General features: G+C 64.6%; 16 protein-coding genes. 11 read left to right on the forward strand and 5 right to left on the reverse strand.

What is annotated here, in order from left to right; all coding sequences use genetic code 11:
* The first annotated feature begins 66 nt into the window (after window positions 1–66).
* The 4 genes from odhB to C2U70_RS17055 are packed head-to-tail and all read left to right on the forward strand — an operon-like array spanning window position 67 to window position 4,132.
* Window positions 67–1,308, forward strand: coding sequence for a 2-oxoglutarate dehydrogenase complex dihydrolipoyllysine-residue succinyltransferase (gene odhB, locus C2U70_RS17040; protein ID WP_140979592.1), 1,242 nt, complete (start codon window positions 67–69; stop codon window positions 1,306–1,308).
* 56 nt (window positions 1,309–1,364) lie between these two features.
* Window positions 1,365–2,126, forward strand: a complete 762-nt coding sequence (locus C2U70_RS17045) for an SDR family oxidoreductase (protein WP_140979593.1) — start codon at window positions 1,365–1,367, stop codon at window positions 2,124–2,126.
* 37 nt (window positions 2,127–2,163) lie between these two features.
* Window positions 2,164–3,564 (forward strand): dihydrolipoyl dehydrogenase, encoded by a 1,401-nt coding sequence (gene lpdA / locus C2U70_RS17050; protein WP_140979594.1) that lies wholly within the window; start codon window positions 2,164–2,166, stop codon window positions 3,562–3,564.
* 37 nt (window positions 3,565–3,601) lie between these two features.
* On the forward strand, window positions 3,602–4,132 hold the full coding sequence (locus C2U70_RS17055; RefSeq protein ID WP_140979595.1) for a hypothetical protein: 531 nt from the start codon (window positions 3,602–3,604) through the stop codon (window positions 4,130–4,132).
* A gap of 189 nt (window positions 4,133–4,321) precedes the next feature.
* On the opposite strand, the gene C2U70_RS17060 is transcribed toward C2U70_RS17055, so the two are convergent.
* Complete coding sequence (locus C2U70_RS17060) at window positions 4,322–4,912, reverse strand: DUF4337 domain-containing protein (protein WP_140979596.1); 591 nt, start codon at window positions 4,910–4,912, stop codon at window positions 4,322–4,324.
* Between the two features lie 223 nt (window positions 4,913–5,135).
* A complete protein-coding gene (locus C2U70_RS17065) occupies window positions 5,136–6,101 on the reverse strand; it encodes a tyrosine recombinase XerC (RefSeq protein ID WP_140979597.1) in 966 nt (321 codons plus the stop codon).
* Window positions 6,102–6,213: 112 nt separating this feature from the next.
* On the opposite strand from C2U70_RS17065, the gene C2U70_RS17070 reads away from it, so the two are divergent.
* A complete protein-coding gene (locus tag C2U70_RS17070; RefSeq protein WP_140979598.1) occupies window positions 6,214–8,421 on the forward strand; it encodes a primosomal protein N' in 2,208 nt (735 codons plus the stop codon).
* Between the two features lie 238 nt (window positions 8,422–8,659).
* On the opposite strand, the gene C2U70_RS17075 is transcribed toward C2U70_RS17070, so the two are convergent.
* Window positions 8,660–9,142, reverse strand: coding sequence for a septal ring lytic transglycosylase RlpA family protein (locus C2U70_RS17075; protein ID WP_140979599.1), 483 nt, complete (start codon window positions 9,140–9,142; stop codon window positions 8,660–8,662).
* 656 nt (window positions 9,143–9,798) lie between these two features.
* Between C2U70_RS17075 and C2U70_RS17080 the strand changes: the two genes are divergently transcribed.
* The 6 genes from C2U70_RS17080 to C2U70_RS17105 all read left to right on the forward strand — a co-directional run bounded on the left by C2U70_RS17080 (window position 9,799) and on the right by C2U70_RS17105 (window position 16,895).
* Entirely contained in the window at window positions 9,799–10,359 is a 561-nt protein-coding gene (locus C2U70_RS17080; RefSeq protein ID WP_140979600.1) for a F0F1 ATP synthase subunit delta, read from the forward strand.
* On the forward strand, window positions 10,359–11,888 hold the full coding sequence (atpA, locus tag C2U70_RS17085) for a F0F1 ATP synthase subunit alpha (RefSeq protein ID WP_140979601.1): 1,530 nt from the start codon (window positions 10,359–10,361) through the stop codon (window positions 11,886–11,888). The genes C2U70_RS17080 and atpA overlap by 1 nt, the downstream gene beginning before the upstream one ends.
* 146 nt (window positions 11,889–12,034) lie before the next feature.
* Entirely contained in the window at window positions 12,035–12,910 is an 876-nt protein-coding gene (locus C2U70_RS17090) for a F0F1 ATP synthase subunit gamma (RefSeq protein WP_140979602.1), read from the forward strand.
* A gap of 46 nt (window positions 12,911–12,956) precedes the next feature.
* Complete coding sequence (gene atpD, locus C2U70_RS17095; RefSeq protein ID WP_140979603.1) at window positions 12,957–14,399, forward strand: F0F1 ATP synthase subunit beta; 1,443 nt, start codon at window positions 12,957–12,959, stop codon at window positions 14,397–14,399.
* A gap of 88 nt (window positions 14,400–14,487) precedes the next feature.
* Entirely contained in the window at window positions 14,488–14,895 is a 408-nt protein-coding gene (locus tag C2U70_RS17100) for a F0F1 ATP synthase subunit epsilon (protein ID WP_140979604.1), read from the forward strand.
* A gap of 323 nt (window positions 14,896–15,218) precedes the next feature.
* Entirely contained in the window at window positions 15,219–16,895 is a 1,677-nt protein-coding gene (locus tag C2U70_RS17105; RefSeq protein ID WP_140979605.1) for an adenylate/guanylate cyclase domain-containing protein, read from the forward strand.
* Window positions 16,896–16,904: 9 nt separating this feature from the next.
* Here the strand turns inward: C2U70_RS17105 and C2U70_RS17110 are convergent, their stop codons facing one another.
* Window positions 16,905–17,405 (reverse strand): RNA pyrophosphohydrolase, encoded by a 501-nt coding sequence (locus tag C2U70_RS17110; RefSeq protein ID WP_140979606.1) that lies wholly within the window; start codon window positions 17,403–17,405, stop codon window positions 16,905–16,907.
* A gap of 208 nt (window positions 17,406–17,613) precedes the next feature.
* On the reverse strand, window positions 17,614–18,120 hold the full coding sequence (locus tag C2U70_RS17115) for an RNA pyrophosphohydrolase (RefSeq protein WP_140979607.1): 507 nt from the start codon (window positions 18,118–18,120) through the stop codon (window positions 17,614–17,616).
* Window positions 18,121–18,166 lie beyond the last annotated feature (46 nt).

The following is an 18,166-nucleotide window of genomic DNA, read 5'->3' on the forward strand; positions in this document are numbered from 1 at the left end:
CTCACGAGGCGGGCGATGACATTTGAATCTTATGACCGCACTGGCGATCCCCTTAAGGAAAAGACCATGACTGAAATTCGTGTGCCGACGCTCGGCGAATCCGTCACCGAGGCCACCATCGGCCGCTGGTTCAAGAAGGCCGGCGAGTCCGTCGCCGTCGACGAGCCCTTGGTGGAGCTCGAGACCGACAAGGTGACCATCGAGGTGCCGGCGCCGTCAGCAGGCACGCTCGGTGAGATCATCGCCAAGGATGGCGAGACCGTCGCGGTCGGTGCGCTGCTCGGCCAGATCAATGATGGTGCTGCGCCCGCGGCCAAGCCTGCCGCCGCCGCGCCGGCGAAGCCCGCTGCTGCTGCGCCCGCTGCCGCCGCTGCTGCCGCCCCCGCTGCGAAGGCGCCGCCGGCAGATGCGCCGCTCGCGCCCTCGGTGCGAAAAATCTCGGCTGAATCAGGCATCGACGCCTCGACCGTTCCGGGCTCCGGCAAGGACGGCCGTGTCACCAAGGGCGACATGCTCGCCGCGATCGAGCGTGCGGCCTCCGCGCCGACCCCGGTCAACCAGCCGGCCGCCTCGGTGCAGGTCCGTACGCAATCGCCGGCCGACGATGCCGCGCGCGAGGAGCGCGTGAAGATGACGCGGCTGCGCCAGACCATCGCGCGCCGCCTCAAGGACGTGCAGAACACGGCCGCGATGCTCACGACCTTCAACGAGGTCGACATGACCAACGTCATGGCGCTGCGTGCGCATTACAAGGATGCGTTCGAGAAGAAGCATGGTGCCAAGCTCGGCTTCATGGGCTTCTTCACCAAGGCCGTCGTGCAGGCGCTGAAGGACATCCCGGCCGTCAACGCCGAGATCGACGGCACCGACCTGATCTACAAGAACTACTACCACATCGGCGTCGCCGTCGGCACTGACAAGGGCCTGGTCGTTCCCGTGGTGCGCGACTGCGACCACAAGTCGATCGCCGACATCGAGAAGGGCATCGCCGATTTCGGCCGCCGTGCTCGCGACGGTCAGCTCAAGATCGACGAGATGCAGGGCGGCACCTTCACCATCACCAATGGCGGCATCTACGGCTCGCTGATGTCGACCCCGATCCTCAACGCGCCGCAGTCCGGCATTCTTGGCATGCACAAGATCCAGGAGCGGCCGATGGTCGTCGGCGGCAAGATCGAGGTTCGCCCGATGATGTATCTGGCGCTGTCCTACGATCACCGCGTGATCGACGGCAAGGAAGCCGTCACCTTCCTGGTTCGCGTCAAGGAGAGCCTGGAAGACCCGGCGCGGCTGGTGCTGGACCTCTGATCCCCTGATGTCCTCAAAAACGCCGTCGCTCGCGAAGCGGCGGCGCATGTCGAACGATGGAGACTGACGTGACAGACAAGGTCGTTGTCATCACCGGCGGCAGCCGTGGCATCGGACGGGCAACCGCGCTTGCGGCCGCCGCGCGCGGTTTTCGCGTCGTGGTCGGCTATGCCAGCAACAAGCAGGCCGCTGACGACGTCGTCGCCAAGATCGAAGGCAGCAACGGCAAGGCCATCGCGGTGAAATGCGATGTCGCCGAGGAGAAGGACATCCTCGCGCTGTTCAAGGCCGCCGACAAGTTCGGCACGCTGGGCGCGCTGGTCAACAATGCCGGCATCGTCGGCACCAGCGGCGTGCGGGTCGACGAGATGTCGGCCGAACGCATCCAGCGGGTGCTGGCCATCAACGTCACCGGCAGCATGCTGTGCGCGCGCGAAGCCGTGAAACGGATGTCGACCAAGCATGGCGGCAAGGGCGGCGTGATCGTCAATTTGTCGTCGGTCGCAGCGCGCCTCGGTGCGCCCAACACCTATGTCGATTATGCCGCGTCCAAGGGCGCGATCGACTCTTTCACCGTCGGCCTCGGCTATGAGGTCGCGGGCGAGGGCATCCGCGTCGCCGCGATTCGCCCCGGGTTGATCGACACCGAAATCCATGCCGCCGGCGGCGAGCCGGATCGCCACCATCGTCTCGCCCATGTGGTGCCGATGAAGCGCGTCGGCACCGCTGACGAAATCGCCAATGCCATCGTCTGGCTGATGTCGGACGACGCCTCCTATGTCACCTCGGCCATTCTCGATGTGTCCGGCGGACGCTGACGCATCTCACCACGCTTAACTTACGGGACTTCCTCTCATGGCTACCTACGATCTCGTCATCATCGGCACCGGACCGGGCGGTTATGTCTGCGCGGTGCGCGCAGCTCAGCTCGGCATGAAAGTCGCCGTGGTGGAGAAGAACGCAACGCTCGGCGGCACCTGCCTCAATGTCGGCTGCATGCCCTCGAAGGCGCTGTTGCATGCCTCCGAGATGTTCGAGGAAGCCGGGCATTCCTTCGCCAAGATGGGCGTGTCGGTCTCAACGCCAAAACTCGATCTGCCGGCGATGATGAACTTCAAGCAGCAGGGCATCGACGGCAACGTCAAGGGCGTCGAGTTCCTGATGAAGAAGAACAAGATCGACGTGCTGAAGGGCACCGGAAAGATCCTCGGCACCGGCAAGGTCGAAGTCTTCGCCGACGGCAAGTCGCAGGTGGTTGAGACCAAGAACATCGTGATCGCTACCGGCTCGGACATCGCGCGGCTCAAGGGGATCCAGATCGACGAGAAGCGCATCGTGTCCTCGACCGGCGCGCTGTCGCTGGAGAAGGTGCCCGGAAAGCTGCTGATCGTCGGCGCCGGCGTGATCGGGCTCGAGCTTGGCTCGGTCTGGCATCGCCTGGGCGCCGAAGTCGTCGTCGTCGAATTTCTGGATCGCATCCTGCCCGGCATGGACGGCGAGATCGCCAAACAATTCCAGCGCATCCTCGAGAAGCAGGGCTTTTCGTTCAAGCTCGGCGCAAAAGTCACCGGCGTCGACACGTCAGGCAAGACGCTCAAGGCGACCGTCGAGCCCGCCGCAGGCGGCGCTGCGGAAACCATCGAAGCCGACGTCGTGCTGGTCTGTATCGGTCGCGTGCCCTTCACTGATGGGCTCGGCCTGAAGGAAGCCGGCGTCGTCCTCGACAATCGCGGCCGCGTCCAGATCGACGCGCATTTCGCCACCAGCGTGAAGGGCGTCTATGCCATCGGCGACGTCGTCGCAGGCCCCATGCTTGCGCACAAGGCCGAGGACGAAGGCGTTGCGGTCGCCGAGATTCTCGCAGGCCAGGCCGGCCACGTGAATTACGATGTTATCCCAGGCGTCGTGTATACCACGCCAGAGGTGTCCTCCGTCGGCAAGACCGAGGAGGAACTGAAGCAGGCCGGTCAGGCTTATACTGTCGGGAAGTTTCCCTTTACCGCCAACGGTCGCTCCAAGGTCAACCAGACGACCGATGGCTTTGTGAAAATTCTCGCAGATGCGAAGACCGATCGTGTGCTCGGCGTGCACATTATCGGCCGCGAAGCCGGGGAAATGATCCATGAAGCGGTCGTTCTCATGGAATTTGGCGGCAGTGCAGAAGATCTCGCTCGCTCCTGCCATGCGCATCCGACCCGCTCGGAGGCCATCAAGGAAGCCGCGCTTGCAGTCGGCAAGCGAGCGATCCATATGTAGCAACACGCGCCCTACGCTGAATCGGGCCGGACATCACATGCTGCGCCGCTTACTTCAACCGGTTTGGGTCCTGCTTGCGATCATCTTCCTGATCGAGGCTTGGCTGTGGGACCACCTCGAACCGATCGTGGCGCGGCTGGTTGCGGCGATTCCGCTGGCGGAATTCAAGCAGTGGCTGTCCGATCGCGTCGACGCGCTGTCGCCGGCGATGACGCTGATCGTGTTCGCGGTGCCGATCGTCCCGCTGTTTCCGCTCAAGCTCGTCGGGCTCTGGCTGCTCACCCACGAATACTGGATGAGCGCGATCGTCACGATCGTGTTCGCAAAACTGCTCGGCGTCGGCGTCACCGCCTTCGTGTTCGACGTGACGCGCCCGAAGCTCTTGGAGATGGCCTGGTTCGAGAAGATCTACGAATTCGTGCTCTCGGTGCGCGCCAAGGCCCACGCACTGGTCGATCCGATCAAGCTGCGGATCAAGGAGATACTCACCGGCAACGGCGAGGGCTGGTCCGCCCGCACGCTGCGTCTGATCCAGCGTTTCCGCAAGAGCGTGCACGAGGCGAGGTAGCGCAGCAATTAATCTATCAACCGTCACCCTGAGGTGGCCGCTTCTTCAGCGGCCCTCGAAGGGCGACGGCCCGGCTGCTTCAGCGAGGCCGTTCACGTTCATCCTTCGAGGCTCTCCATGCGACGCGTCGCGTCGCACGGCTCGCACCTCAGGATGACGGGATCGACACCGTCCGCGGGCAACAAGATCTCAATGCAAATGCAACAGATGCGGCAGCCACACGCCGAGCCCCGTCATGCCCAATCCCGCAATCGTCAGCAGTCCCGCGACCCAGGCGAGCGCGGCCATGCCGGTGATGATGGTGGCGGATGCCAGCACGATGCCGATCTGGAAGGCGGCCGAGGCGAGCTCGAAGTGATGATATTTTGCGGTCGCCTCGTCGCGCTCGTGCTCGGCGTGCTTGGCCTTCTCGGCCAGTTGCTCGGTGCCTTCGCCGGTCTCCGGTTCGGAGCGGTAGCGCGCCGCGGTCTTGGTCCAGTCGTCGATCTGCTTCTGCACCGCGGCCTTGCGGGCGTCGTCCGTCGTGGCACCAAGCTCGAGCTTGCCCTGGTCGGCGGCGACCTGCACCACGGTGCGGCGGATGCTCTTGGCCTGGAAGAACGCCCAGAGGTTGGAGGCTTCGACGTTCTTGCTGATCGATTCGGTTTGCGCGCCCTTGCCGAGCGTCTCCGAGATCGCGAGGAAGAGCGCCAGCACGGCGATCAGCAGGGCGATCTTCTTGTTCGAGCCGGACGCGTGCTCGGCATGCTCGGCATGCTCCATGCTTTCATGTGCGCTCATGATGTCCCTCCTGCCTCGATCGCCCACGATTGACCGAACCGCGGCGTCCGCGCAAGAGGCATGCTGGATGTGACAACGTTATGTCGGGGTCTCGTGTCCCGGACGCGGCGCGGCATGAAATGACGCGACGCTGAGCCGGGACCCAGTAAGGCCACATGGGCCCCGGCTCAGCAGCGCACCGCTGAAGAAGCGCTGCCCTGCGTCCGGGGCACGATAGCGGCGCTTAGCGCCGCGGATGTGCCGAGGCGTAGACTTCCAGCAACCGCTCGGAATCGATACCGGTGTAGATTTGCGTAGTCGAGAGCGAGGAATGGCCGAGCAATTCCTGGATGGCGCGTAAGTCCCCGCCGCGCGAGAGCAGATGCGTGGCGAAGGAATGGCGGAGCGCGTGCGGCGTGGCGGAGTCGGGCAAGCCGAGCGCGCCGCGCAGGCGCTCCATCGCGAGCTGGATGATGCGCGGGCTCAGGGGACCGCCGCGTGCGCCGAGGAAGACCGGACCTTCCGGCGGCAGCGGATAAGGACAAAGGCCGGCATATTCCTGCACCAGCGCCAGCACGTTCTGCAGCACCGGCACCATACGGGTCTTGTTGCCCTTGCCGGTGACGATCAGCACGTCGCCTTCGCCGGGGCGCGGCACGTCGCGGCGCTTCAACCCGAGCGCTTCGGAGATGCGCAGGCCCGAGCCATACAACAGCGCCATCACGGCGGCGTCGCGCACCAGAATCCAGGTCTCGCGCTCCTCGCCGGCGCGCTCATCGGCATCGGCCAGGCGTTTTGCCGAGGCCATCGGCAGCGGCTTCGGCAGGCTCTTTGCGATTTTTGGCGCACGAATGGCGGAGAGGGCGCCGACCTTGCCCTTGCCCTCGCGTTCGAGGAAGCGGCCGAAGGAGCGCAGGCCGGCCAGTGCGCGCATCAGCGAGCGTCCCGCGATGTCGTCGGCGCGGCGCATCGCCATGAAGGCCCGGATGTCGGTGGCTTCCAGCGCGGCGAACCGCTTCAACGTCACGCGCTCGCCCCAATGCGCGCAGAGGAAATCGAGGCACTGTCTGAGATCGCGGGCGTAGGCCTCGAGCGTCTTCGGCGACAGCCGGCGCTCGGCGCCGAGATGCGACAGCCAGCGCGTCATCTCCAGCGCGACGGTGTCGTCGGCGGAAGGTAACTCGATTGCCTGGGTGGCGGCTTTGGACATGGCTCTGGACGCGGTGATTCCTCAGAGTATATCGCATCACAGACGTTTATCGTTCGCTAAGGCCGCCCCGCGGCGCTAGCCTTTGACCACCCCAGGGTTCCGATTCTCAGAGATGGATCACGCCTCGCGCCCCGCTGCTCCGGCCGCATCGACCCGCATGGTCGATGTGCTGGTGCCCGTTGCGCTCGACCAGACCTATTCCTACAAGGTGCCGCGCGGCATGGAGCTGAAGGCCGGCGATCTCGTCGGCGTGCCGCTCGGGCCCCGTGAGGTGCTGGCCGTGGTGTGGGGCGAGAACGCCAACCCCGATCCGCGCCTGCACAATCGCCTGAAGGACGTCAGCGAAAAGCTCGACGTTGCGCCGCTGAAACCCGAGCTGCGCGCGCTCGTCGACTGGGTCGCCAACTACACGCTGGGTGCGCGCGGCATGGTGCTGCGCATGTGCCTGCGCATGGGCGAAAACCTCGGCCCCGAGCGCGTGCGCGCTGGCGTGCGGCTGGTCGGCGATCCGCCGCGACGGCTGACGCCGGCGCGGCAGCGCGTGATCGAGGTGCTGTCGGATCGCCTGCTGCACGGCAAGTCGGAAGCCGCCAAAGAAGCCGGCGTCTCCGCCGGCGTGATCGACGGCCTCGTCGACGAGGGCACGCTCACCATCGAGCCATTGCCGCCGCCACCTCCGCCGCCGGCGCCCGATCCCGCCTATGGCCAGCCGGATTTCACGCCGGTGCAGCGCGCTGCGGTGGACGCGATGCGCGCGCTTGCGTCCAACGGCACGTTTCATGTCGCGCTGCTCGACGGCGTCACCGGCTCCGGCAAGACCGAGGTCTACTTTGAGGCCGTCGCCGAAACCATCAGGCGCGGCAAGCAGTCGCTGATCCTGATGCCGGAGATCGCGCTCACCGGACAATTCCTGGATCGTTTTGCGCAGCGTTTTGGCGTGCGGCCGCTGGAATGGCATTCGGAGCTGACGCCGCGCACCCGCGCGCGCAACTGGGCTGCGATCTCCGAAGGCAGCGCATCGGTCGTGGTCGGCGCGCGCTCGGCGCTGTTTCTGCCCTATGCCGATCTTGGGCTCATCATCGTCGATGAAGAGCACGACCAGGCCTACAAGCAGGATGACGGCGTGCATTATCACGCCCGCGACATGGCAGTCGTGCGCGCGCATATCGCGAAGATCCCGATCATTCTTGCGTCGGCGACGCCGTCGGTCGAGTCGGAGGTGAACGCACGCAAAGGCCGCTACCAGCGCATCGCACTGCCGTCGCGCTTCGGCGGCCAGCACATGCCGCATATCGAGGCGATCGATCTGCGCCGCGAGCAGCCCGCGCGCGGCCGCTTCATCTCGCCGCGCCTGGCGGGCGAGATGAAAGCCGCCATCGAGCGGCAGGAACAATCGCTCCTGTTCCTCAATCGCCGCGGCTACGCGCCGCTGACCTTGTGCCGCGCCTGCGGCCACCGCTTCGCCTGCACCATCTGCGATGCCTGGCTGGTCGATCACCGCTTTCGACAGCGTCTCGTCTGCCACCATTGCGGGTTCTCGATGCCGCGCCCGCCGACCTGTCCGCATTGCGCGGCGGAGGAATCCCTCGTCGCCGTTGGTCCCGGCGTCGAACGCCTGCAGGAGGAAGCGGCCGCGCTGTTTCCGGAGGCCCGCACGATGGTGCTGTCGAGTGATCTCATCACCTCGATCGAGACGATGCGTTCAGAGCTCAGCGAGATCGCGGAGGGCCGCGTCGACATCATCATCGGCACGCAACTCGTCGCAAAAGGCCACAATTTTCCGCGGCTCAATCTCGTCGGCGTGGTCGATGCGGATCTCGGCCTCTCCAACGGCGATCCGCGCGCCGCCGAGCGCACCTGGCAATTGCTCAATCAGGTGATCGGCCGCGCCGGCCGCGAGCAGGGCCGCGGCGTCGGTTACCTGCAGACGCACCAGCCCGATCATCCCGTGATGAAGGCGCTGATCGCCTGCGACCGCGAGGCTTTCTATGGCAGCGAAATCGACCTGCGCGAACGCACGCTCTATCCGCCGTTCGGGCGGCTCGCGAGCCTGATCATCTCCGCCGGCGATCGCCCGAGCGCGGAAGGCTTTGCGCGCCGTCTCGTAACGATCGCGCCGCGCGACGAGCGCGTCGTGGTGCTCGGTCCCGCCGAAGCCCCGCTCGCGGTGATCAAGGGCCGCTACCGTTTTCGCATCCTGGTGAAATCGGCACGCGGTTTCGATCTCTCGGATTATTTGCGCAACTGGCTTGCGGTTGGCCCGAAGACCAAGGGCAATCTCAAGCTCGAAGTCGACGTCGATCCGCAGAGTTTTTTGTAGCCCCCGTCATTCCGGGGCGCGACGAAGTCGCGAGCCCGGAATCCATTTCACCGCGGATATTGTGGCCCGATGGATTCCGGGCTCACCCTTCGCGTGCCCCGGAATGACGATGGACAAACAAAAAGCCCGCCGTCCCCAAACGGCGGGCTTTGTTTCACACGCGCGCAACAAGTCGCTCATGCCCTTGGCGGACAATGATCAGAGCTGTGCGTACGGGTGAGGTGCGTCCAGCGACGCCTTAGGAGACGACCTCGGCGGTGACGCGGCCGACGCCGGCGCCAGTCAGGCCGATGGCGCGGGCGGCACCGGTCGAGAGGTCGAGGACACGGCCGCGGATGAACGGGCCACGATCATTGATGGTGACGACGACGCTCTGGCCGCGATGGGTCACGCGGACCTTGGTGCCGAAGGGCAGCGAGCGGTGCGCCGCGGTCATGGCGTTCTGGTTGAAGCGCGCACCGGAGGCGGTCCGGGAGCCGGACTCGTTGCCGTAATAGGAGGCCATGCCGGAGAAGGAATGTCCGGAACCGGAGGTCGGGTTCATCGACGCATTGGCGTTACGCCAGTCCGAGCCTTCGGCCTTGGCGACGTGGTGATGGCGATGGTGCCGCGACTTGGCGGAAGCCTCGGTGGCAGTTCCACCGATCAGAAGAGTTGCGGCGACGAACGCGATCGCCGTACGGGGCCGGGTTACGTTTCCCAGCGTTTTCAATGACAGCATTTAGTAGTCCCTGTACTAGTATTGCCACATATGTGGCCAGTGGAGCCCCCATGGGTTTGCGAGCGTCAGGCCGTTTCCTGTCGCAATGCGGCATGAATTGGGCAGTAAATCCCGTATGTGTCGTAATGAAATATCTTGTGAGACGATTCGGCTAATCAGCGAATGTTCCGTAATCTTGCACTTTAACGCATCGTTAACTGATCTTATACTTATCAATACTGTAAAGATAAGTTGTCATCTTCCCGGTTTAGAATTGGGTAAGTAATCGGCGAAGTGAAACAAAATGCCGGCGGCTCACGCCTCTGCGAGGCGTGTTCATGGCGGCTATGCGCTGAGGGCAGGAGCTAGCGCGACTTAGCCGGTCCGTCGGCGCTCACGCGGGTGAACCAAATCGTGGCGGCGGCGACACGACGCGGGGACACCGGCGTCATCAATGTCATCAACACAGGGACCGCGCGCCGCAGCCTTTAATCTGGCGTCATGTTGCACCTGCGCGCCTGCTATGATAGCAAAGCCGCGATTTTAACGAGCCCGGCACGTCCTGTGCCGGTCGGAAATCGAAGTCCCGCTTGAATTCCAAGGGCTTGGATCGCTTGGCGCCGCTTCCGTGGCGACGGTTTTTCCCTTGCGAATTTGACAGCTAAAAGAGCGCGTCTGTGGCTGCAGAAGATACGTCCGTTTCCGGTGTGTCCGGCCGTTATGCAACGGCCTTGTTTGAACTGGCCCGCGACCAGAATTCGGTCGACGCGGTCAAGGCCGATCTCGACAGGTTCGAGGGCCTTTTGAACGAGAGCGCCGATCTCAAGCGCCTCGTCCGCAGCCCGGTGTTTTCGGCCGATATCCAGGCCAAGGCGCTCGGCGCCGTCCTGGACAAGGCCGGCATCGCGGGCATCTCCGCCAATTTCCTGAAAGTGCTGACTGCCAACCGCCGCCTGTTCGCGGTGGCCGACGTCATCCGCGCCTACCGCGCGCTGGTCGCCAGGTTCAAGGGCGAGGCTTCGGCCGACGTCACCGTGGCGGAGCCGCTCTCGGACAAGAATCTCGACGCCCTCAAGGTTGCCCTGAAGTCGGTGACCGGCAAGGACGTCGCGCTCAACGTGAAAGTCGATCCCTCGATCATCGGTGGCCTCGTCGTCAAGCTTGGCAGCCGCATGATCGATAGTTCGCTTCGCACCAAACTCAATTCGATCAAGCACGCGATGAAAGAGGCAGGCTGATGGACATCCGCGCCGCGGAAATTTCCGCGATCCTCAAGGACCAGATCAAGAATTTCGGCCAGGAAGCTGAAGTCTCCGAAGTTGGACAGGTGCTGTCCGTCGGCGACGGTATTGCTCGCGTCTACGGCCTCGACAACGTCCAGGCGGGCGAAATGGTCGAGTTCGAGAACGGCACCCGCGGCATGGCGCTGAACCTCGAGACCGACAATGTCGGCGTCGTCATCTTCGGTGCCGACCGCGAGATCAAGGAAGGCCAGACCGTCAAGCGCACCCGCGCCATCGTGGACGCGCCGGTCGGCAAGGGCCTGCTCGGCCGCGTCGTCGACGCGCTCGGCAATCCCATCGACGGCAAGGGCCCGATCCAGGCCGACAAGCGTATGCGCGTCGACGTTAAGGCGCCCGGCATCATTCCGCGCAAGTCGGTGAACGAGCCGATGGCGACCGGCCTCAAGGCGATCGACGCCCTGATCCCGATCGGCCGTGGCCAGCGCGAGCTGATCATCGGCGACCGTCAGACCGGCAAGACCGCGATCGCGCTCGACACCATTCTGAACCAGAAGCCGCTCAACGCGCAGCCGGACGAGAACATCAAGCTGTATTGCGTCTACGTCGCGATCGGCCAGAAGCGTTCCACCGTCGCGCAGTTCGTGAAGGTGCTCGAAGAGCAGGGCGCGCTCGAATACTCGATCATCGTCGCCGCCACCGCGTCCGACCCGGCCCCGATGCAGTACATCGCACCGTTCACCGGCTGCACCATGGGCGAGTACTTCCGCGACAACGGCATGCACGCCGTCATCATCTATGACGATCTGTCCAAGCAGGCCGTCGCCTATCGCCAGATGTCGCTGCTGCTGCGCCGCCCGCCGGGCCGCGAAGCCTATCCCGGCGACGTGTTCTATCTGCACTCCCGCCTGCTCGAGCGCGCGGCGAAGCTGAACAAGGACCAGGGCTCCGGCTCGCTGACCGCGCTGCCGGTCATCGAAACCCAGGCCAACGACGTGTCGGCCTACATTCCGACCAACGTCATCTCGATCACCGACGGCCAGATCTTCCTGGAAACCGACCTGTTCTTCCAGGGCATCCGTCCTGCCGTGAACGTCGGTCTGTCGGTGTCGCGCGTGGGTTCGTCGGCACAGACCAAGGCCACCAAGAAGGTCGCCGGCAAGATCAAGGGCGAACTCGCGCAGTACCGCGAAATGGCGGCGTTCGCGCAGTTCGGCTCCGATCTCGACGCCTCGACCCAGCGCCTGCTCAACCGCGGCTCGCGCCTGACCGAGCTCCTGAAGCAGCCGCAGTTCGCGCCGCTGAAGATGGAAGAGCAGGTCTGCGTGATCTGGGCCGGCACCAACGGCTATCTCGATCCGCTCCCGCTCAACAAGGTGCGCGCGTTCGAGGACGGCCTCCTGTCGCTGCTGCGCGGCAAGAACGCCGACATCCTCAATGCGATCCGCGACAGCCGCGACCTCTCCGACGACACCGCTGCAAAGCTGAAGTCGGTCGTCGAAGGTTTTGCGAAGAGCTTCGCGTAACAGACAGCCGTCATGGCCGGGCTTGTCCCGGCCATCCACGTTCTACGGCGTGGAGACGAAGACGTGGATGCCCGGCACAAGGCCGGGCATGACGAACGGAAAGGCTAGCGATCAAGTCGCAGACTGATCGTCGGGGTGAACGAAGAATGGCGTCACTTAAAGACATGCGGGTCCGCATCGCCTCCACCAAGGCGACGCAGAAGATCACCAAGGCCATGCAGATGGTCGCAGCGTCCCGGTTGCGCCGCGCGCAGCAGGCGGCCGAAGCGGCGCGGCCCTATGCCGACAAGATGGCGGCTGTGATCGCCAACATCGCCACCGCGGCCGCGGGCTCGCCCGGAGCACCGAAGCTGCTCGGCGGCACCGGCAAGGACCAGGTTCATCTGCTGCTGGTCTGCACCGGCGAGCGCGGCCTGTCCGGCGCCTTCAACTCCTCGATCGTGCGCCTCGCGCGCGAGCGCGCGAATGCCCTCATGAACGAGGGCAAGGAAGTCAAATTCTTCTGCGTCGGCCGCAAGGGTTACGAGCAGCTCCGCCGCCTCTACGACAAGCAGATCGTCGAGCACCTCGACCTGCGCAGCGTCCGTCAGCTCGGCTTCGTCAATGCCGAGGACATCGCCAAGAAGGTGCTGGCCCGTTTCGATGCCGGCGAATTCGACGTCTGCACGCTGTTCTATGCGCAGTTCAAGTCGGTGATCGCCCAGATCCCCACCGCGCAGCAGATCATTCCGCTGAAGGTGGAAGAGAAGGCCGCGAATGCGCCGTCGACGTCCTACGAATACGAGCCGGAGGAGGACGAGCTCCTCTCCCGCCTGCTGCCGCGCAACATCGCGGTGCAGATCTTCCGTGCGCTCTTGGAAAACAACGCCTCGTTCTATGGCGCGCAGATGAGCTCGATGGATAACGCCACCCGCAACGCCGGCGAAATGATCCGCAAGCAAACCCAGATCTACAACCGAACCCGTCAAGCACAGATCACCAAGGAGCTGATCGAGATCATCTCCGGCGCCGAGGCGGTCTAAAGGCATAACGACGGTCGTTCACGTCAAGAATTCGAAGGAGAGCTTCATGGCTACAGCAGCTAACCCGGTCGGTCGCGTCACCCAGGTCATGGGCGCCGTCGTCGACGTGCAGTTCGAAGGCCACCTGCCGGCCATTCTCAATTCGCTGGAAACCAAGAACGGCAACATCCGCCTGGTGCTGGAAGTTGCGCAGCATCTCGGTGAGTCCACCGTGCGCACGATCGCCATGGACGTCACCGAAGGTCTGGTGCGCGGCCAGGAAGTGACCGACACCGGCCAGCCGATCGCGGTGCCCGTGGGTGACGGCACGCTCGGCCGCATCATGAACGTCATCGGCGAGCCGATCGACGAAGCCGGTCCCATCAAGTCCGACGGCAAGCGCGCCATCCACCAGGACGCGCCGACCTACACCGACCAGTCCACCGAAGCTGAAATTCTCGTCACCGGCATCAAGGTCGTCGATCTCCTGGCTCCCTACGCCAAGGGCGGCAAGATCGGCCTGTTCGGGGGCGCCGGCGTCGGCAAGACCGTGCTGATTCAGGAGCTGATCAACAACGTCGCGAAGGCGCACGGCGGTTACTCCGTGTTCGCCGGCGTCGGCGAGCGGACCCGCGAGGGCAACGACCTCTATCACGAGTTCATCGAGTCCAAGGTCAACGCCGATCCGCACAATCCGGATCCGAGCGTGAAGTCGAAGTGCGCGCTGGTGTTCGGCCAGATGAACGAGCCGCCCGGTGCGCGTGCCCGCGTCGGCCTCACCGGCCTGACGGTCGCCGAGCACTTCCGCGACCAGGGCCAGGACGTGCTGTTCTTCGTCGACAACATCTTCCGCTTCACCCAGGCGGGTTCGGAAGTGTCGGCGCTGCTCGGTCGTATTCCGAGCGCCGTGGGTTATCAGCCGACGCTCGCGACCGACATGGGCGCGCTGCAGGAGCGCATCACCACCACCCAGAAGGGCTCGATCACCTCGGTGCAGGCCATCTACGTTCCGGCCGACGACTTGACCGATCCGGCGCCCGCGACCTCGTTCGCCCATCTGGACGCCACCACCGTGCTGTCGCGCGCGATCTCGGAAAAGGGCATCTACCCGGCCGTGGACCCGCTCGACTCCACCTCGCGCATGCTCTCGCCGCTCGTCGTCGGCCAGGAGCACTACGAGACCGCGCGTCAGGTCCAGCAGGTGCTGCAGCGCTACAAGTCGCTCCAGGACATCATCGCCATTCTCGGCATGGACGAGCTTTCGGAAGAGGACAAGCTGACCGTGGCCCGCGCCCGCAAGATCGAGCGCTTCCTGTCGCAGCCGTTCCACGTCGCCGAAATCTTCACCGGCTCGCCCGGCAAGTTCGTCGACCTCGCGGATACCATCAAGGGCTTCCGCGGCCTCTGCGAAGGCAAGTATGACCATTTGCCGGAAGCCGCCTTCTACATGGTCGGCACCATCGAAGAAGCCGTCGAGAAGGGCAAGAAGCTCGCGGCGGAAGCCGCCTAAGACGCGAATGGCGAATTGGGAGTAGCGATCAGGTTGCTACTCCTTCTCGCCATCAGCCGTTTGCTACTCGCTATTCGCAAGGTTCATCATGGCCACCTTCCACTTCGATCTCGTCTCTCCTGAAAAGCTCGCCTTCTCCGGCGAGGTCGATCAGGTCGACATTCCCGGTTTCGAAGGTGATTTCGGCGTGCTGGCGGGCCACGCGCCCGTCGTGGCCGCGATACGGCCCGGCATTCTGACCATCATCACCGGCGGCCAGAAGCAGAAGGTCATCGTGCTCGGTGGCCTGGCCGAGGTTTCCGACAATCGCCTGACGGTGCTGGCCGACGTCGCCACTTCCCTCGACGAGCTCGATCGTGCGCAGTTCGCCGAAACGATCGCGGAGATGGAAGAGAAGCTCAAGCAGAAGGAAGGCGACGAGCTCGATCTCGCGATCACCCGCCTCGACCACTACAAGAGCATCCAGCAGCAGCTCTCGTCGACGGCGATGCACTGATCCGGCAATCGCCGCTCAAACAAAGAATGACGGTTCAAATCGGCGCTCGTCACGATGGTGGCGGGCGCCGAAACCTTATTGCACGCCGCTGCCGTTAGCGGCATTCTGCCGCGGAACACCGGGGCGATTGCATATGACCCTAGCGCAATTAAGCGCAGAGGCCTCCACGTCGTCATGGCCGGGCATAGCCGTCCGAAGGACGGCGTCGCTTCCGCTCGCCTATGTCCCGGCCATCCACGATCTTTCTTGCGGCACCAAGAACGTGGATGCCCGGGACAAGCCCGGGCATGACGAGTTCGTGGCATGACCGGGGCCGGTAGAGCATGAAACGCAAGATCGCAGCGATTTTCGCAGCCGATATTGCCGGTTACTCCCGACTGGTCGCGGAAGACGAAGAGGAGACGCTGCGGCGCCTGGCCTCCTATCGCTCCGTCGTCGACGATTTCATCGCAAAGGCCGGCGGGCGCATCTTCAACACGGCCGGCGATGCCGTGCTCGCGGAATTCCCGAGCGCCGTCGATGCCGTGCGCTGCGCGATCGACATCCAGGAATCCCTGCGAACCCGCAACATGGCCTATCCGCCGAGCCGGCAGATGTCGTTTCGCATCGGCATCACCATCGGCGACGTGGTCGAGCGCGACGGCGACCTGTTGGGCGACGGCGTCAACATCGCGGCGCGACTGGAGGGCCTTGCCGAAGTCGGCGGCATCTGCGTCTCGCGCGCGGTGCACGAGCAGGTCGCCAACAAGCTGTCGGTGCAGTTCGCCGATATCGGCGCGCAGGAGGTCAAGAACATCCCGACTCCGGTGCACGCCTACATGGTGGCGATGCGCCGCGAGGACGGCACCTATGCGACGCCACAGGTGAAGAAGGCGGGCGCCAAGGTGGCGGCGGCCCCGGTGTGGATGTGGCCGCTGGTGGTCGCCGTCGTGTCGCTCGTCGGCATCGGCGTCACCGGCTTCCTCTACAATAAGAAGCTGAAGCAGACCGAAACCGCAGTCGTGACGCCGAGCGTGTCGCCAAATGCTGTGGCGAGCGCGACCCCAACGGCGGCGGCCGTGACCCCGAGCCCGACGCCGACCCAGATGGCAAAGGCGCCGATGGCACCGATGACGCCGCCCATGGCCAACGCCGCGATGGCTCCGACACCGATGCCGTCGCCCTCCGTCTCGCCGATGACCGGAAAGCTTCTCGCCGACAGCGTCCCCTTCGTCAGCGACCGCGTCCGTGGCTATCTCAGCACTGAATATGCGCGGGGCGCCGATTACAAGGCGTTCGCCTTGAACATCGCCGGCATCACCGGTTCGGCGTTCAACCAGCCCGACGAAGACGCGGCGCGAAACGCCGCCCTCGAACAGTGCCAGAAGCGCGCCGAGGCCGCGCAAAATCAGCGTCGCTGCGAGGTCTACGCGGTCGGCAACAATTTGGTCTATGCACACGGCAAGCCGCCGATGCCGCCGCAGCCCTTCATGCGGCACGACGCAATGACCGAGCGTGCGTTCGTATCCAAGGACGTACCGCTGATACGCGATCAAGGTAAGCAACGGCTTGAGACCATGTTCGTCCCGGCGGCCAGATCGCGGGCGCTCGCGCTTGGCCCCGGTCAATACTTCATGAACAGCGGCTCACCATCGCCTGAAGAGGCGATGCGTCGCGCGCTGGAGTCGTGCGGTGCGATCGCCGGCGGTCCCTGCCTGATCATTGCGGTCGACGAGAATTTCGTCGTGCCGATTCCGAGCCTGTTCAAAGTCACCGGCCTCTTTCATGCCGCCAACAATCCCACGATCGTGGCTGACGCCCGCGACGACGTCGTGCGCCGGCTCGGCGAGAGCCTCGGCTGGAATGCCGTGGCGGTCGGCACAGCGGGGCGTCCAGGCCTCGGCCTCAAGGCCGCCGACGAGCAGACCGCCGTCAACGGCGCGCTCGGCGAATGCGCCAAGAAGGACAGCGACTGCCACGTCATCGCGATCGGCCCGTTTACGGTGGGGCCGAACAATTAGGCGGACCCGTCAGCTTCCGAGATGCGCAAACTGCTCGGCCACCGTGCGATAAACGTCGCGGCGGAACGGCACCACGAGGTCGGCGACCCGGTCGAGGCGCTCCCAGCGCCAGGCATCGAACTCCGCGGGCTGGCCGTTGCGCGGCGTCAGCGGATCGATCTCGCTGTCGTCGCCCGTGAAGCGCAGCGCGAACCATTTTTGCCGCTGGCCGCGAAATCTTGCCAGCCGATGCGTCTGCGGGCCGTCATAGGGCGGAAACTCGTAGGTGAGCCAGTCGGTCTCGCCGAGATAGTCGGCGCTTCTGACGTTGGTCTCCTCCCATAGCTCGCGCATCGCGGCGTCGCGCAAATTCTCGCCCTCGTCGACCCCGCCTTGCGGCATCTGCCAGTCCAGTCCCGGCAAAATGATCTCGGGACCATCGCCCTTGAAGCGATGCCCGATCAGCACGCGGCCATCGGTATTGAACAGCGCGATCCCGACATTCGGGCGGTAGGGTTTTGTTTCAGTCACTTGCTTCCTTCGTCATTCCGGGGCGATACGGAGCATCGAGCCCGGAATCCATAAACACAGGCGGTCATCGGATGAAAGCTCGTGGTCGATGTCTCCCGACCAACTTCTCCCTGGGGTTATGGATCCCCGCCCCCGTGCGCAATTACGCACTAGGCGGGGATGACAGCGGAGTGCTTGGCAGCGGCGGAGCGTGGCAGCCGCGCCCCGCTCACCCCTCCGACAGCGCAGCAAACTCCTGCACCACGCGCTCATAGACCGGCCGCTTGAACGGGATGATCAGCCCGGTCAGGTTCTTCATCGGCTCCCAGCGCCAGGTGACGAATTCGGCCTTGTGGCCGCCACCGCCGGGATTTGCGACGTTGATCTCGCTGTCCTTGCCGGTGAAGCGCACCGCGTACCACTTTTGGCGCTGGCCGCGATAGCGGCCCTTCCAGGCGCGGCCCGCGACGGTGCGGGGGATGTCGTAGGTGAGCCAGTCCGGCACCTCGCCGATGCGCTCGACCGACTTCACGCTGGTTTCTTCGTAGAGCTCGCGCTTGGCGGCTTCCCAGGTGTCTTCGCCGGGGTCGACGCCGCCTTGCGGCATCTGCCAGACATGAGTGTCGTCGACATGCTCGATGCCGCCGGCGCGGCGGCCGATGAACACCAGCCCGTCCTTGTTGATCAACATCACGCCGACGCAGGTCCGGTAGGGCAGATCCTCGTAACGCGCCATGCCGCCAAACCTCTCGCGTCTGTCCTGGCCGGGCCTCATCGGCCCA

The organism is Bradyrhizobium guangdongense (genome assembly GCF_006483445.1).
Lineage (GTDB): Bacteria > Pseudomonadota > Alphaproteobacteria > Rhizobiales > Xanthobacteraceae > Bradyrhizobium > Bradyrhizobium guangdongense_A.